The sequence below is a fragment of the Micromonospora sp. LOL_014 genome (assembly GCF_048060245.1).
Classification (GTDB): Bacteria; Actinomycetota; Actinomycetes; order Mycobacteriales; family Micromonosporaceae; genus Micromonospora_E.
Genome location: NZ_JBHMIP010000018.1, coordinates 14127 through 30233 on the forward strand (window position 1 = coordinate 14127; position 16107 = coordinate 30233).

Consider the following 16107-nt stretch of genomic DNA (forward strand, 5'->3'; position numbering starts at 1 on the left):
ATAGAAGCCAATCAATTACACTCGGTGTGGAACGCGACCCGATCGGGGTGGTTGTGAACACACCACACATACCTGCCTTCGCTGCGCACCAGCCGACCAGGGCCGTCGAATTGCATCATTACGGTGACCTTACCCAGGTCCTGGCCTGGAACATCGAGACAGATCGACGTCAGATCCGCACCGCCGCACCGAACGGGGTGTCCGCCTGCGACATCGAGCCCAACGGCCGGCACTTCTGGTGGTTCGACGCGGACCGGACCGATGTCGGTGTCTGGCGCCGCCAGCCGGTCGACCCCGGTCAGACGGCAATCGGCCAGGGCGCGGCAGACCGGGCCACGGCCGGCCCACCGCCGCTGGCACTGACCGGGCTACCGCCCGGCCGGCAGCACGGCATCGCCTTCGACGCCACCGGCCGCCGCGCCGCCATCTGCGTCGGCACCGGCCGGCAGACCCGCTGCTACGTGGGAGAACCGGGCGGACCAGGTCACCTGATGGCGGTCAGTGCCGGCTACACCGCCCTGGTCGACCTAGCCGCCGACGGAAACACCATCGCGCTCGCCGCCCGAGCCGACGCCGCGACCGCGGTCAGCATCGTGCGGCTCACCGACGGGTGGACCGACACCGTCGCCGGCAGCGACCGGCGGCGGATCTGGGCCCTGGAGTTCCACCCCGGCAACCGACCCGATCCGAAACTGCTGATCGTCGTCGAGACGCCGGACCTGTACCAGATCGGCATTTGGCGGCGCGACCGCGGCATCGAACTGTCCCAGGGCCTGTCATTCGAGTCGGAGATCACTGCCCACTGGTACGGCAACGACGGGCGGATCCTCGTCCAGCACGACCGGGCCGGGCGCAGCCAGCTGCTGCTGGCCGACCCCGAAACCGGTGAGCAGATTACCGTCGCCACTCCACCCGGCACCATCCTCGACCTGACCGTCGCCCCGGACGGCGCGATTCACTATATCTGGACCAGCAACTCGGTGCCACCCCGCCGGCTGGTCGCCCACCCCGGTACGGCCACCGCGCAGCCGGCCCGCCGGCGCCGACCCGCCGACCACCCCTCCACCCCCGCCGGGCGCACCGAGCTGTGGACCGACCAGCCGTACGGACGAATCCACAGTTTCCTGGTCACCCCGCCCGGCACCGGACCGTGGCCGACGCTGTTCCTGGTGCACGGCGGGCCGTACCTGCACGACCGGGACGCCTACGACCCGAGGGTGGGGCTGCTGGTACGCGCCGGCTACGCGGTGACGCGCACCAACTACCGGGGATCGACCGGGTACGGGCCACGGTGGCAACGGGACTTCGACCACCGGGTCGGGCTGGCGCAGCTGGAGGACCTGGCCGCCGTACGGCGGAAGCTGATCGACCTCGGCGTGGCCGAAGCCGGCCGGATCGGGCTGTGCGGCTACTCGTGGGGTGGCTACCTGGTGCTACTCGCGATGGGCGTCGCGCCGGCCGACTGGGCGGTCGGACTCGCTGTCTGCCCGATCGCCGACTACCCGGCGGCCTACCACGGTGCCACCGAGGCGCTGCGCGACATCGACGACGAGCTGTTCGGTGGCGGGCCCGACGACGTACCGCAGCGGTACCACGCCGCAGACCCGACGGCTTACCTGGACCGGGTCCGCGGCCCGCTATTCATCGCCGCCGCCACCGACGACGAACGCTGCCCGCCGGACCAGATCCGCCGCTACGTCGCCGCGCTGCGGCACCGGCGGGTGCCGCACCGACTGCACTGGATGCCCGGCGGCCATCACGGCGACGCCGCCGGGCAGACCCGGACCTTCGACGAACTACTCCGGTACGCGGACGCTGCCTTCGCGCCGACTCAGCGCTGCGACCGGGCCGAAGCCGGACGACCGCAGTGGACGGTCGCCCGTACCTGACCAGCCAGGAAGGGAGGTGAATGGTATGAAGCGACGCAGTGTACGTCACGACCCGATCACCACCAGCGAGCGGGAGCGCGGGGCGGTCATCGTCAAGATGCTCCTCGACATGGACCGGGCAGTCCCGGCCAGGCGGCAGGACGTGACCGAGTCGGCGGCCGACAAGGCGCCCGCCAGCGAGTGACAGGTCCGTGCTGAGCGCACGATCGACGGCGTCGTTCCAGAGCGAAGCGCCTGCCGCTCCGGAACGACGCCCACCACCGACGGAAAGGGGCCGGAAGTGAAAATCGTCCTGCTGCACATGCCGTGGGGGTCGATCGACGTGCCGTCGCTCGCGTTGGGCATCCTGCGCGCGGCAGCCGGCCGGGCCGGTCACGACGTGCAGGTCCGCTACGCCAACATCGACTTCGTCGACTGGGTGACCGGGGTCACCGACTTCACGCTCGCCGACTACCGCTACTTCTCTGAGTCTTCCTACTTCCTCGGTGCCGGGGACTGGGTCTTCTCCGGGCTGCTCGACGACGAGGAGCGCCCGTTCGACCCGTACGCCCGGCTGCTCGCCGAAGGCGGCTCGACCGACACCGAGATCGCACTGACCCGGGCGATGCACCGGCTGGTGCCCGGCTTCGTCCGCGAACTCGCCGCCGAACTGGCCGCTGCCGACCCGGAGGTCGTCGGCTTCACCACCACGTTCCAGCAGAACGCCGCCAGCCTCGCCGTCGCCCGCCTGGTCAAGCAGTTGCGGCCCGACGCCCGGATCGTGTTCGGCGGGGCCAACTGCGACGGTCCGCAGGGAGCGGCGCTGCACCGCAACTTCCGCTACGTCGACTATGTGGTACGCGGTGAAGGCGAGGTCGCCTTCCCACAACTACTCGCCGTTCTCGGCCCGGCCGACACCGCCGACGGGTCCGGCCGGATCGGCCCACCGGGGATCGCCGATATATCTGGGCTGTGCTGGCGCGACGCCGACGGCGTCGCGCGGACCAACCCGATGTCGTCCCGGCCGCTGCCGCCCGCCGACATCGTCGCGCCCGACTACACCGGCTACCTGGACCGGCTGGACACGTCGGCGGCAGCCGACTGGGTAGCGCCTCGGCTGGTCGTCGAAGGCTCCCGAGGTTGCTGGTGGGGCGAGAAACACCACTGCACGTTCTGCGGGCTCAACGGGTCGTTCATGCAGTTCCGCAGCAAGAGCCCGGCCCGCTTCCTCGACGAGGTCCTCGACCTCGCCCGGAACCATCAACTGCTCGACTTCATCGTGGTCGACAACATCCTCGACATGGCCTACTTCGACTCAGTGCTGCAACGCCTGGCCGAATCGGAGTACGACATCCGCCTGCATTTCGAGGTCAAGGCCAATCTGCGCCGACGACACTTCCAGCAGCTCAACGCCTCCGGCGCGGTGCAGGTCCAGCCGGGCGTGGAGAATCTCAGCAGCCACGTGCTGCGGCTGATGGACAAGGGCGTGACCGGCTGCCAGAACGTGCGGGCGCTGCGCGACGCACAGAGCGCTGGTGTGACGGTCAGCTGGAATTACCTGTACGGGTTCCCCGGCGAGACGGCGCGGGACTACACCAGCATCGTCAACCAGCTGCCGGCACTGCACCACTTGGAGCCGCCGATGGGGGCCGCCCGGATCGCCATCGAACGGTTCAGCCCCTACTTCGACCGCCCGGAGCTGGGATTCGCCACCCTCCGACCGGCACCGCAGTACGCCGAGATCTACTGGCTGCCCGAGGCGGAACTCGCCGACCTGGCGTACATCTTCACGTCGGTGCCGCACGGCATCGACCGGACCCAGGCCGCCGAGCTCGAGGCTGCCCTGGCCGCCTGGCAGGCTCAGTACCCGGTCAGCCGACTCACCTGTCAGGAACTGCCGGACCGGATCGTGCTGGTGAGCCAACGCGCGGCCTACGACTGGACCGTGCTGGAGCTGACCACGGCACCGGAGATCGCCCTGTTCCGGCTGCTCGATCAGCCGCGTACCGCCGCCGCCCTCGCCGCCAAGGTGCCCGGCGGAGCGGCGGTCGTCGAACCGCTGCTGGACCGCTGGTCGACGCTGGGCATCCTGTTCCACGACGACGGCTACCAGGTGCACCTCGCGGTCGAGTCCGACAACCAGATGCTGGCCCGGACGGACCACCGCCGGAGGGCTGCCGCAGGCACCGCCGGGAACGCAACCGGCGGCAGCGGCGGGCAACCGGGCACCGGCACGACCGGGCAGAGCGAGGAGGAGCCGCATGCCGTCGCCATCGGCTGACGCCACCACCCAGACCAGCCCGAGCAGCCCGCCCGGGTCAACCGGCCCGACCGACTCGACCGGGTATGCGATCGAGATCGCGTTGTCCCGCGACTATCTGCCCGACGCGGCCCAGGTATCCGGGATGTCGTTCGGCACCCGGCGGGTCGCCGGTGCGTGGCGGCCGCTGGTGGCGGACCTGCACCGGGCCGGCGTACGACATGCCCGGCTGCCCGCCCCGGTCGACCTGTGCCGGGACGCCGGGGTCGCCTCCGCCCGCGCCCTGGTGCTGATCCGGGAGCTCACCGCCCGCGCCATCGCGGTCGACTGGGTGGCCCACTGCCACGACGGCTGTGCCGGACAGGGCATGTTCGACCATCTGCTCCCACCGGAGCGGGTGGACGGCGGCGCCAGCGGCGCCGACGACCAGGCGGTACGCGGTTGGCGGGACTCGTTCTTCCTCGGCAAGTGCGTATTCCGGCGCGGGCCCGGGTTCGTCGAGGTCCGCGACCGCCGCGCCGGTGCGCTGGAGCTGTTCACCATCGACGAACCGGAGCATCTGGTCGCCATCGGGCAGCTGACCGAAGGAGTACCGGCCGGGCAGGTGCCCGCGCCGGTTCGGCGGGACCTGGCCGACGCCCGGCTGATCGCGGCCCAGGCCGGGCAGCTGTGGTGGCTGCCGACCCCGGCGTACCGCTGGCCGTTCCCAGCGCTGGCGGTATGAGTACCGCCCGGGTTTCCCTTCACCCGACGGTCTCCGCGAGGAGGGACATGGACACCGTGACCGGTACGGCGACGCAGCCCGAGGTGCCGTACATCGCCGACCCGTACCCGACGTTGGCCCGCATCCGGTCCAACGGCCCGGTGTCGATCCTGCACAGCGACGAAGGGCTGCCGATGTGGGTGATCGCCCGGTACCGCGACGTGCGGGCGGCGCTCGCCGATCCGCGGTTCAGGCAGGACGCCCGGCGCGCCCAGGCGCTCGCCGACGACCGGGTGGCCGGGGTCACCCTCGGCGGTGACGTCGTCCACATGCTCAACAGCGACCCGCCGGACCACACCCGGCTGCGGCGGCTCATCCACGCGGCGTTCACCGCCCGGCGGGTGGCCGCCATGCGGCCGATGGTGGACCGGATCACCACGTCGCTGCTCGACGACATCGCCGGACGCCGGACAGTGGACCTGGTGAAGGACTTCGCCTTCCCGCTGCCGATGCTAATCATCTGTGAGCTGCTCGGCTTCCCGGCCGAGGACCGCGCCGCGTACCGCGCCTGGTCGACGGCGATCCTCACGCACAGTGACGACCCGGCGGACTTCACCACCGCTCTCGGTGAGATGACCGACTACATCGGCGGGCAGCTGCGGCACCGAGGGGCCCATCCCGGCGACGATATCCTGACCGGCCTGCTGGCCGCCCGGGACGCCGGTGAGCTGACCGACGACGAGATCGTCGGGATGGTCTTCCTGCTGCTGATCGGCGGCCACGAGACCACCGTCAACCTGCTCGGCACCGCCACCCTCGCCCTACTGCGCCACCCCGACCAGCTCCGCTGGCTGCTGGCGAACCGGCCGGCGCTGCCGGCCACGATCGACGAGTTTCTGCGTTACGAGTCGCCGGTCAGTATGGCGACGCTGCGGTTCACCACCGAGCAGGTTGACATCGACGGAGTACGGATTCCCGCTGGTGAACTCGTGCTCGTCTCGCTCGGCGGCGCCAACCGGGATCCGGACCGGTTCCCCGACCCCGACCGGTTGATCCTGGACCGGGGCGACTCCGGGCATCTGGCGTTCGGCCACGGTCTGCACCGCTGCCTCGGCGCGTTCCTCGGTAAACTCGAAGGCGAGCTGGCGCTCGGCGCCCTGCTGGACCGATACCCCGGGCTGAGCCTCGCCGCCGACGAACACGAACTGCCGTGGCGGAACACGATCATGCTCCGCGGGCTGGAGTCGCTGCCGGTGGCCCTCGATGGCTGACTCCTTGACCGACCCCGTGACTGAGTCCGTGACCGAATCGGCGCCTGATTCGACGGCTGAGACTGCGGCGGCCGCGACGACGGCTCGGCGGTTCCGGCCGAAGCTCAGTTTCGCGCCGCTGCGCTCGCGCGGCTACCGTCTGCTGTTCGCCGCCGAACTGGTGTCCGTGTTCGGCGACACGTTCCACGCCGTCGCTCTGCCGTTCCTGGTCTACCAGCTCGGCGGCGGTGGGCGCGAGCTCGGCCTGCTGGTCGCCGGTTACGGAGTGTGCCGGCTGGCGACGACACCGTTGGGCGGGATCCTGTCCGACCGGATCGGGCCCTGGCGGGTGATGCTGATCTCCGACCTGAGCCGGGTCGTCTTCACCGCCGGCATCGTCGCGGCCGCCGTCGCCGACAACCCGTCCGTACCGGTGATCGCGGTGCTGGTCGCCGGCACCGGCCTGGGTGCCGGCCTGTTCCAGCCGGCTGCGTACGCGATCACCCCGCGGCTGCTGCCGGCCGATCAGTTGCAGGCCGGCAACGGGCTGCACAGCGCCGCGAGTTTCACCGCCGGGATGATCGGCCCCGGGGTGGCCGGGCTCGTCGTGGCGGCGCTCTCCCCGGCGGTGGCGTTCGGCGTGGACGCGGCGACGTTCGCCGTCTCGGCGGTCTGCCTGGCGATGATCGGCGGCGTCGCGCGGGGCACGGTGCCACCGCCACCGCCACCGCCACCGCCGCCGCCGGCCGACGACGGCAGCCCGCAACCGGGCAGGGCGGGACCGGACGGTGGCGCACCGCCGTCGGACGCGCCGCCGGTCGGGTTCTGGCGGCTGCTGCGTGGGTCGGTGCTGCTGCGTACCGTGCTGCTGGTGACCGCCGCCGCCAACCTGACCGTCGGCGGCATGGTCCGGATCGGGCTGCCGTCGCTCAGCAACGGCGAGCTGGCGGCCGGCGCGGGCGGGCTGGGTGGACTACTGGCCGCGTTCACCGCCGGCTCGCTGGTCGGTGGGCTGTTCTCCGCCGGCCTGGCCGGGCTGCCCCGGCGCGGCGCGACGGCGATGCTCGCCGGCATGGTGCTCGGCCTGGCGATCGCCGCGGTGCCGTTCGCCGGCTACCTCGGCGCGGTGGTGGCCCTGGTGGTGGCCGGTCTGGCCAGCACCGTCACGAACGTACTGGTGATCACCACCATGCAGCAGCGCACCGCGCCGCACCTGCTGGGCCGGGTGATGAGCGCGATCGTCTTCGCCGCACTGAGCCTGTTCCCACTGTCGACGGTGGCCACCGGCCTGGTGGTCGACCGGTACGGCAGTACGGCGGTCTTCCTGGCCTGCGGAGCGACACTGCTGGCCGCGTTCAGCTTCGGTCTGTCCCGGCGCGAGCTGCGCCACGGTTGACCCACGACCGCGCCACGGCCGACGTCGGGCCGGACCGGATGCTGATCAGCCGAGGGTCATCGGCACCCGGCTGGTCTCGTCCGCCGCCACGGTCACCCGCCGGGCCGCGGCGACGTCCTCGCCCGGAACCCGTACGGTGAACTCGTACTCCCCCGGTGGCAGATCGGTCCAGATGTACTCGCCACGCGCGTCAGTCATCCGGGCGATGTCCTCGGACAGTCCTGCGGGCATCGGCCAGTCGACCGTACGGACCTCCACCGGGATCACCGGCAGCGGTTCACCCGCCGGGTTCCGTACCTCGATGATCGCCGTGCCGCGACCAGCTACCGTACCCGGCGACCCCGATGGCACGTCCCGCTGGTCGGAGACGGGGGTGTCCGGACTGTTGGGGACCGACGGTCCGGACGAAGGCGACGATTCAGTCGCACAGCCCGCCATCAGCAAGCTGACGAACAGCACCGACAGAAGTGAACGTCGTACTGGTTTCATGGCCAGTCCTCGTTTCGCGGCCAGTCTTCGCATCACGCCATTGTTCGATCACACAGAGTATCAAGAACCTGTGGCGAGCTGCTGGCGTCGCCGCCGCGCCGACCCCCGCCCGGCGACCGGGTTGCGCGGTCACCGGACAGGGCTGTCATGCGTCGTACTACAGGTCGCGCCAGTAGATGAAGTTGTTGAACACGGGCTCGGTGATCCGCGGTCCGCTGTTGTGGTTGTTGTTCGGCGCCCCGCTGCCGTGCAGGCCATGCGCGTGTACCGCCACGGCGCAGGGGCCGCAGTCGGTCACGGAATACGTGTAGACGGGTCCGCCGCTGTTACCGCCGACCGTGTCGTGATGGTAGAACAGCTCGGTGGACTGGGTCACCCGGATCTGGTCGGAGCTGGCCCACTGGGTGCCGAAGGACTTGTCCCCGCTGTAGCCCCGGTTGTAGGTCGACGTGCCATTCTGGCTGGCGGAGGTCCACATGAACCCGAAGGTCCCGGTGCTGTTGCCGACCGTACAGTTGAGCTTCATCGCACCGTAGTCGTAACCGTTGGTGAAACTGTTCACCCAGCCCGCGACCGAGTGCAGGCTGGCAACGCTGCACGAGCCGTACGGCGTGGAACCGCCGTCGCGTCCCGGCCAGACGGTGAACTCGTTGCGCGGGTACCACGCAGTGCCGTTTCGGGGATAGACGCAGTGGCCGGCGGTGATCAGCGTGTCGGCACCGATCATCCAACCGGTGCAGTGCCCCCGGGTGACCCCACCGGAGGTACGGGTGATGTGGACCGTGGAGCTCGCCGGCCACCAGTCCGCCGGGGTCGTCTGGTAACGGTTGTCCGTACCGATGATGCTGCTGATGCCGATCTCGCCCGGCTCGGTCCTGCCTTCGACCTGGGCGGCGGGCGCCCGGTCCGTCCCGTCAGCGCCGCGCCGCACCGCCGGTCGGGTGGCCTGAACCATCGTCTCGTCGATCCGCTCGGCGAGGACCGCCGGGTTGATGGTTTCGCCCGTGTCGGAGACCGGGGTGACCATGTCGACGGTGCTGGTGGGTGTGGCCGCAGCGGGTGTCGCCGCGGCAGCCAGCGCCAACGCCGCCGTCGCGACGAGGACACCGAGCGTCCGGCGCGCCTTGTTGTCCATGGAACCTCCCGATGATGAGGTGGGTGTCCGGTGATCTCTACTCGGACGCATTCCCATAGGTGAATCTTCATCGTCATCTCCCGACTGGCGAGGCTTCTGTCCTTGAACCAACAGTTATTCGACGATGGTCGATGAGATCACCGACGGCGGGCATCGACCGGATGACGGTACGATCGGATAGCCGACAGACGCACCCGGCCGCATCGGCGACTCCGTAGCCTTCTCGTCGCGAAACAGGAGGAGGCTGCGTGTCGCAGGTACGTGTCGAGGTCACTTTCACACCGCTGACCGGCGATGACGATTTCGTTCTCGACCAGCTCACCGAGGAGCTGGCAAACGATCTTCGTGAGGTCGGGGACGTACGGCGCATTCCGCTCGCCCCCGATCCAGCGAGCAAGGGCATCGCGGAGCTGGCTCTGGCAGCCGTCACCGTACTGACCAGCGTCGACCCCTCATACGTACAGTCGCTGGTCGATGTGATCGTGGCGTTCCTGCAACGCCACACCGGCCGCCGCGTCCAGCTCCGCGTCGGCGACGTCGAGTTGACAATCGACCAGCCCACGCGGGGAGAGACCGCCGAACTGATCGAGACGGTACGGGCCGCGATCGAAGCGGGCCACCGCTGATGGGCCGACACGCGCTGCTGCTCGGCACAGCCAGTTACCACGCCGATCGGCGACTCCCGGCGCTGCCCTCGGTACGCCAGGACGTCTCCCAGCTCAAGACGCTACTCGACGGCAGCGGCGGCTTCGACACCGTCGACGCCCAACTGGACCGGCCGGTCGCACACCTACGCCAGGTCGTTGAGGAGTTCTACGGCCGGTGCGGCAGAGACGACCTGGCCCTGCTGTACTACTCCGGGCACGGCGTGCTGCACGAGGACCGGGAGTCGCTGTTTCTCACCGCCACGGATTCCCACGCCGGGCAGCTGCACGCCACCGCCTTCGATGTCGACGGCTCCCTGCGGCATCTGCTGAACAGCACCAAGGCCAGTCAGAAGGTCGTCCTGCTCGACTGTTGCTTCTCCGGAGCCTTCACGGCACGGCACCGGTTCCGGGGCGGCGTACGGGAGGAACCTCGCCGGGGCAAGCGCGAACGAGGCACCTTCGTCCTGACCTCCAGCACCCATATGAAGGCGGCAAAGGCGCAGGGGCCCGATCGGCCGTCGGTGTTCACCGCAGTGCTGCTCGACGGGCTGCGTGGCGCGGCCGACGGGTCCGCCGACGGCTGGGTCACCACCAATGACCTCTCCCGCTACGCGATGACCGAGATGGCCCGACAGCGGCAGCACTCACCGGTCGAGTCGAGCGAGGGGGTGACCGAACCCATCCGGCTGGTCGCGACGCCGGACTCGGCGGCCGCCGGGGCGCAGGCTGACAGCAGCCCGGCGACCCCTGCCGACGACGCGCCGTTCGACGCCGACCAGTGGCGCCGCCTGATCACCTACTACGTCAACTGCATGGAGCGCTCGGCCGCCCTGCGGTCCTTCATCGACCCGCAAGCGGTCAGCACATACGCCTCGGCACCGGCCGGTGCCGAGGCCGTGTTCACGGCGGCCTCGCCGGTCCGGTTGACCGGCCGGGCATCCGCGCTGGCCGTCCGGGCCCGCAACGACGGCAAGGAGCTGCAGTACGGCTATCCGGTCGTCGCGGTCCGACCCGCCAGGCAGCGGCCGGTACGGTTGACGCCGCTGCTGATCTGCGACGTCACGGTGGGCACCGATGAGGTCGTGCACGCCTCCTTCCCGCCACGACCCGGCCCGGCGCTGCTCGACCTGCTGCAGCTGTCCGACGTGGAGTCCGACGAACTGCTGCAACGGGTCGGACAGGTCTTCGTACCCGGTGACCCGGCGGCCCTCACCGCCACCGTCGACCTGCTGATGAAGACGTTCGGTCTGACTCCGGTGGCGGACCTCGACCCGACTGCGCTGGTCGGCCCACCGCGTCCCGGGCCACTGGACCGGGTGCAGAACGCCGCACTGCTCTACTCCGTCGACGCCACGGCCTCGCCACAGCAGCAGCTCGTCGTCGACCTCCAGGGCATGATCAAGAATCCCCGGCTCATCGACCGGACGGCGTTGGCAACCCTCGCGGCGGGCCCGGGCGAGGAGGCTCCGGTGTCGATGGCGACCGTCGCGCTGGCTCCGGCCAACGAGGCGCAGGAGGAGATCATCCGCGCCGCGATGTCGCAGCCGTTGACCGTCGCGCAGGGTCCACCGGGGACCGGCAAGAGTCAACTGGTCACCGCGCTGCTCGCCACCGCCACCGCCGCCGGCCAGAGCGTGCTGATCGGCTCCACCAGCAACCAGGCGGTGGACGCGGTGTTCGACCGGGTCGGCGAGCTGCTCGGTCCCGGGCTGGTGCTGCGCACCGGGAACAAGGAGCATCGGCTGCAGGAGCCGAAGCACATCGCCGACCTGATCGCCGCGTACCCGTCGGCCGAGAGCCACCAGGCGCCCGACGATCGGACACCGCTGTACGAACTCCGCCTGATCGCCGACGAGATCAACGGCCTGCGGCAGAGCCTGGACGATCAGCGGCTACTCGAACGCGACCTGGCCGACCTCGCAGCCGAGCGCCGACCGGGGCCACGCCACGAACACCGGGACGGCCGCGATGCCGCAGCGGCCGGGCTGCCGGACGACGACGCGGCGCTCGCGCGGCTGTACCGACTCACTGACCGTGCCCTGAACAGCCGGTGGCTCGGCTGGTGGTACCGCTGGCGGATGCGTCGGCACGGCGCCGGCGACCAGGACGCGATCCGGGCCCTCGGTGAACGTGCCGTCATCGAGCTGCGGTGGCGGGACTGTCGGCGACAGGCCGACGCGCTGCCCGCTGCCGAGACGTCGTGGCGGCGGTTGACCGAACTCATCGGCGTCGAGCGGCCTCGGCGCAGCGTCGAACTACTGCGCGCCCAGATCGCCCAGCGGGTGACGTCCGGGGCCCGACTGCTGCAGAACCGGGCCGACGAGATGGCCAAGGCCAGGCCAGACAGCTGGGCCTACTTCCCGGAGCTACTTCGGGTGCTGCCGGGCTGGGCCGTCACGGCGCTGTCCGTGCGATGGATGCGGCGGGAGCCGGCGATGTACGACCTCGTCGTGATCGACGAGGCCGCGCAGTGCACCGTGCCGGCGATCCTGCCCATGCTGTTCCGCGCCAAACGGGCACTGATCATCGGCGATCCCCGGCAGTTGCCACCCGTCGTCGAGCTTGCCGAGACCGACGATCTCGCCGAGCAGATCAAGGCCGGGCTCGGCACCGGATGGTTGAACACCCGACGGCTGCGCTACGCACGCCATTCGGCGTACGACGCGTTCGCCGCAGCGGCTGGCACGGCCTATCTGCTCGACGAGCACTACCGCTGCCACCCGGACATCGTCGACGCCCCCAACCGGGAGGTGTACCAGGGCCGGCTCACCGTGCTGACCGATCCGGCCCGCCTGACCGCGCCCGCCGAACCGGCCGTACGGTGGCGCGACGTGCCGGGTACGTACAACTACGGACCAACCGGGTCCGGACGCAACGACGTCGAGATCGCGGCGGTGGTGACCGAGGTGGCCGAACTTCGCGCGGCCTTCCCGGAGGCATCCATCGGAGTGGTCACGCCACTCGCCGCGCAGCAGCGCGGCCTGAAGTCCGCGCTCCAGGCCGCCGGCCTGTCCGAGAACCTGCTCTGCGCGACCATCCACCGGTTCCAGGGCAGCGAACGCGACATCATGGTCGTCTCACCGGTCGGTGCCCACGGCATCGGTGACCGGACCCGGGACTGGCTCGCCCACCAGACGAACCTGTGGAACGTCGCCATCACCCGGGCCCGATCCCAGCTCGTCGTCGTCGGCGACCGGTCGTGGTGGTCGGGCCAACGGGGCCTGCTCACCGCCGTGGCCCTCGGCCACAGGTCGACCACAGCGCTGCCGGACGCCGTCCCAGGGCCCGCCGATCAGCTGCACCGTGCCCTGCTCGAGGCCGGAGTCGCCGTACAACGGGACGTCGCCGTTGCCGGGCAGACCGCCGATATCGTCATCCGCCAGGCCGGTCGGGAAATCGCCGTCTACGTCGACGACCCGGCCGGCGATCCGTCCGGCCGCGCCCTGCGCAAGGTCCTTGCCCGCCTCGACGTCGCCGCCCACCACGGCACCGGCCGCCGGGTGCCCGCATGGCGTTGCCTGGCCGAACCGGAGCAGGTGGCTACGGAGCTGGCCGAGCAGCTCCGTCACCTGGATGGTCGACCGAGCAGTTGAACGCAGGTCCGCCCACTCCAGTTCGTACGTTGATCCGGCCGTCGAGGGAACCGTCGTTGTCGTCAAATCGGCGCTGAGACAACCGTGTGGGTTCCCTCGGCGCCGCCGAGCCCTGGTCTCGTCTGGCCATGTCATAGCTCACCGCCCCGACGCCGTGATCGTCGCCCACCAGCCGACAACAAGGCACGGTGCCCGTGGGGTCGGCCCCTCGTGACAGGTAGATGATGTCCTGCTGATCGATGGTGCCGACCATAGGCTGGAATCCCAGCAGCGGTTCCATGCTTCTGGGCCGCCAGCCGGTCTCCTCCTCGACCTCCCGCGCCCCACAGACGACGGGGTCCTCGTCGTGGTCAAGGTAGCCGCCCGGCAACTCTCAGACCCACCGGTCGATGATGAACCGGTGCCGCCACATCATCAGCACCCGGTCGGCGTCGTCCAGGACGATCACCATCGCGGCGGACGGCGACCTGAGTACGTACTGCTCGAACCGGACGCCGTCGGGTAGTTCGACGTCAGCGATGCTCAGCACGGCACGCCTCGTGTCGTCGATGACCCGCTCGTCGTGGATCGTCCACTCACTTGCCCCGCCGAGCACCGGCTCCCATGTACCGCACCCTATCGCCGCATTGCTGGTCCGACTCGCGATGCACGTTGCTCTGGCTGGGCGTGCCGGGCACAATCGCCGGGTGATCGCGAGCGTGTTCTTCGACGTGGGCGAGACCATCGTCGACGAGTCCCGTGAGTACGGGACCTGGGCGGACTGGCTCGGCGTCCCGCGGCACACCTTCTCCGCTGCCTTCGGAGCCGTGATCGCGCGCGGCCTCGACTACCGGGAGACCTTCCAGGTGTTCCGGCCGGGGTTCGACCTGGCCGAGGAGCGGCAACGCCGGACGGCGGCGGGGCAGCCGGAATCCTTCACCGAGGAGGACCTGTATCCGGATGCCCGACCGTGCCTGGCAGCGCTGCGTGAGTCAGGGCTGCAGGTCGGCCTGGCCGGTAACCAGACGGCGCGGGCGGAGACCATCCTGCGGGTCCTCGACCTGCCGGTGGACGTCATCGGCACCTCGGACGGCTGGGGCGTGGAGAAACCGTCCGCCGCGTTCTTCGACCGGGTGGTCGCCGAGGCAGGTTGCCAGGCTGACCAGGTGCTCTATGTCGGGGATCGGTTGGACAACGACATCCGACCCGCGCAGCAGGCGGGGATCGCGACCGCCCTGATCCGTCGCGGCCCGTGGGGGCACATCCTCGACGACCAGACGGTCATCGACCGTTGCCTGTTCCAGCTCGACTCGCTGGCAGAGCTGCCCGACCTCGTCCGCAAGCACAACGAGTCAGCTCGCTGACTATCCCGAGAGCGCGGCCCTGCCGGCGGTGAGAGCGGCGACGCGTTCGTCGAGCAGTGCGCCGTGTCGGCTGTCGCCGAGCGTCGGACGGACGGCTCGGACCCGGTCGAGGCCGGTGCCGTACCAGTCGGCGTGTAGGGCGTCGACGGCCTGGTTGAGGTAGTCGGCGGCGCGATCGCCGTCACCGCCATGCGCGGTGGCCAGGTCTGCGAGGACAACGCTGCGCTGCTTGGCGCTGGTGCCGGTGAGCGTGGCGAGCGCCTGGTTGAGCTGTCCGGCGGCTTCGCTGTGGTCGCCGCTGGCGAGTGCGGCGTACCCGGCGAACGAGTGCAGGCGGCCGTTGTCGTAGAAGTCGAGCCACTCGGGTGGGGTGGAGTTGCCGTCGACCGCGCCGGCGGCGAGGTCGATGTGGCGGCGGCTGGCCGCTGCCGCTCCGGCGCGGGCCTCGACCTCCGAGGCGACGCAGTGCAGCCAGGACCGGACCGTGGGGCTGACGCCGTGCCAGGTGTGTTGCAGGGCAGCGTCGATCAGCGGGCGGGCGTTGGCCGGTTGGTGGCCGAAGGCGGGGATGAACGCCATGTGGCCGAGGACGGCGGCGGCCAGGGCGTGGTCGCCGGCCTCGCGGGTGGCGGCGAGGGCGACGTCGTAGCAGCGTTCGGCGATGGCGGGTTGGCTGAGGTCGAAGAAGGCGAGCCGGGCGGTGAGCAGCGCGGATTCCGCGAGTGCGCTGGCGAGACTGGCCCGACTGGTACCGGTGGCGGCGGCGCGCAGGAGTCCGACGCCGAGCTGGGTGTGGGCGTAGGCGGCCTCGTAGAGCGGGCGGGCCGGGCTGGTCCAGTACAGCTCACGCTGGCAGCGCACGATCTGCTGGTACGAGTCGGGGTCGACGGTTCTGCCGTCGGCGTGGGCGGCGTCTGGATCGAGGGACAGCAGGGGTGCGACCAGGGGCAGCATGCTGGCGCCGACGAGTGCGCGTAGTACCGATGCACGGTCCCATCCGTTGCTGTTGTCGTCTCCGGTGAGCATCTCCCACAACCTCCTGAACTCGTGCAGTGTTTCCGCGTCCGGGCGCACGGCCAGCTCGTCGGGGGTGAGCAGACCGAGGTCGCTTGCCGGCTTGCCGAGGATCGCGACCAGGTGCTTGCGGTAGCGCGGGTCGGGCCACCGCTCGCCGATCTCCCAGCGTCGGACGGTGTTGGCGTTGAGCCCGGTGTCGGTCTCGCCCGCGCGGCTCATCTCGGCGCGGATGTGTTCGGTGATCTCCTCGTAGGACCAGCCGCGTTGAAGCCTTTCCCACGCGAGCCGCCGGTTCGGGGGGTAGCGCCGTCCCGCCATCACGTACCTCCGGGCTTCACCTGTCGACATGGATCACGCTAGCCACTGCGGCTACGGGTCGTCACTAGCTGGTCGCGATTGGACGGGT

Annotated in this window: 10 protein-coding genes and 3 pseudogenes; 9 read left to right on the plus strand and 4 right to left on the minus strand. The window is 70.4% G+C overall.

Going from position 1 to position 16107, the window contains the following annotated elements:
- Window positions 1-47 precede the first annotated feature (47 nt).
- The 6 genes and pseudogenes from ACFHW1_RS16865 (at window position 48) to ACFHW1_RS16890 (ending at window position 7477) form a co-directional block, all read left to right on the plus strand.
- Window positions 48-1909 (plus strand): annotated as a pseudogene (locus ACFHW1_RS16865) (alpha/beta hydrolase family protein).
- A 5-nt stretch (window positions 1910-1914) separates the two neighbouring features.
- Window positions 1915-2073, plus strand: coding sequence for a hypothetical protein (locus ACFHW1_RS16870; protein WP_416554596.1), 159 nt, complete (start codon window positions 1915-1917; stop codon window positions 2071-2073).
- A gap of 96 nt (window positions 2074-2169) precedes the next feature.
- Window positions 2170-4047, plus strand: a pseudogene (locus ACFHW1_RS16875) (RiPP maturation radical SAM C-methyltransferase); the annotation flags it as partial.
- Between the two features lie 82 nt (window positions 4048-4129).
- A complete protein-coding gene (locus tag ACFHW1_RS16880) occupies window positions 4130-4852 on the plus strand; it encodes a DUF5825 family protein (protein WP_416554598.1) in 723 nt (240 codons plus the stop codon).
- Between the two features lie 47 nt (window positions 4853-4899).
- A complete protein-coding gene (locus ACFHW1_RS16885) occupies window positions 4900-6102 on the plus strand; it encodes a cytochrome P450 family protein (RefSeq protein WP_416554600.1) in 1203 nt (400 codons plus the stop codon).
- Between the two features lie 28 nt (window positions 6103-6130).
- Complete coding sequence (locus ACFHW1_RS16890) at window positions 6131-7477, plus strand: MFS transporter (RefSeq protein WP_416615709.1); 1347 nt, start codon at window positions 6131-6133, stop codon at window positions 7475-7477.
- 45 nt (window positions 7478-7522) lie between these two features.
- On the opposite strand, the gene ACFHW1_RS16895 is transcribed toward ACFHW1_RS16890, so the two are convergent.
- Window positions 7523-7828 (minus strand): carboxypeptidase-like regulatory domain-containing protein, encoded by a 306-nt coding sequence (locus tag ACFHW1_RS16895; RefSeq protein WP_416554604.1) that lies wholly within the window; start codon window positions 7826-7828, stop codon window positions 7523-7525.
- Between the two features lie 295 nt (window positions 7829-8123).
- Window positions 8124-9101 carry a trypsin-like serine peptidase gene (locus ACFHW1_RS16900; RefSeq protein WP_416554606.1) on the minus strand — a complete coding sequence of 326 codons (978 nt, stop codon included), beginning with the start codon at window positions 9099-9101 and terminating at the stop codon, window positions 8124-8126.
- A 248-nt stretch (window positions 9102-9349) separates the two neighbouring features.
- On the opposite strand from ACFHW1_RS16900, the gene ACFHW1_RS16905 reads away from it, so the two are divergent.
- Together ACFHW1_RS16905 and ACFHW1_RS16910 are read left to right on the plus strand one after the other, a co-directional pair.
- The gene (locus ACFHW1_RS16905; RefSeq protein WP_416554608.1) at window positions 9350-9727 is read left to right on the plus strand and encodes a hypothetical protein; all 378 of its coding nucleotides are present in this window, start codon (window positions 9350-9352) and stop codon (window positions 9725-9727) included.
- Complete coding sequence (locus ACFHW1_RS16910) at window positions 9727-13341, plus strand: caspase, EACC1-associated type (RefSeq protein ID WP_416554610.1); 3615 nt, start codon at window positions 9727-9729, stop codon at window positions 13339-13341. The genes ACFHW1_RS16905 and ACFHW1_RS16910 overlap by 1 nt, the downstream gene beginning before the upstream one ends.
- Before the next feature lie 187 nt (window positions 13342-13528).
- Here the strand turns inward: ACFHW1_RS16910 and ACFHW1_RS16915 are convergent.
- Window positions 13529-13960: pseudogene (locus tag ACFHW1_RS16915) on the minus strand (NUDIX hydrolase); the annotation flags it as partial.
- A gap of 67 nt (window positions 13961-14027) precedes the next feature.
- On the opposite strand from ACFHW1_RS16915, the gene ACFHW1_RS16920 reads away from it, so the two are divergent.
- Window positions 14028-14684 carry an HAD family hydrolase gene (locus ACFHW1_RS16920; protein WP_326555190.1) on the plus strand — a complete coding sequence of 219 codons (657 nt, stop codon included), beginning with the start codon at window positions 14028-14030 and terminating at the stop codon, window positions 14682-14684.
- On the opposite strand, the gene ACFHW1_RS16925 is transcribed toward ACFHW1_RS16920, so the two are convergent.
- Window positions 14685-16019, minus strand: coding sequence for an XRE family transcriptional regulator (locus ACFHW1_RS16925; protein ID WP_416554612.1), 1335 nt, complete (start codon window positions 16017-16019; stop codon window positions 14685-14687).
- Between the last annotated feature and the right edge of the window lie 88 nt (window positions 16020-16107).

Excerpts from the sequence above, each read along its gene's own strand:
- ACFHW1_RS16870 (WP_416554596.1), top strand. The coding sequence starts at position 1,915 with ATGAAGCGACGCAGTGTACGTCACGACCCGATCACCACCAGCGAGCGG.
- ACFHW1_RS16880 (WP_416554598.1), top strand. The coding sequence starts at position 4,130 with ATGCCGTCGCCATCGGCTGACGCCACCACCCAGACCAGCCCGAGCAGC.
- ACFHW1_RS16885 (WP_416554600.1), top strand. The coding sequence starts at position 4,900 with ATGGACACCGTGACCGGTACGGCGACGCAGCCCGAGGTGCCGTACATC.
- ACFHW1_RS16900 (WP_416554606.1), bottom strand. The coding sequence starts at position 9,101 with ATGGACAACAAGGCGCGCCGGACGCTCGGTGTCCTCGTCGCGACGGCG.
- ACFHW1_RS16910 (WP_416554610.1), top strand. The coding sequence starts at position 9,727 with ATGGGCCGACACGCGCTGCTGCTCGGCACAGCCAGTTACCACGCCGAT.
- ACFHW1_RS16925 (WP_416554612.1), bottom strand. The coding sequence starts at position 16,019 with ATGGCGGGACGGCGCTACCCCCCGAACCGGCGGCTCGCGTGGGAAAGG.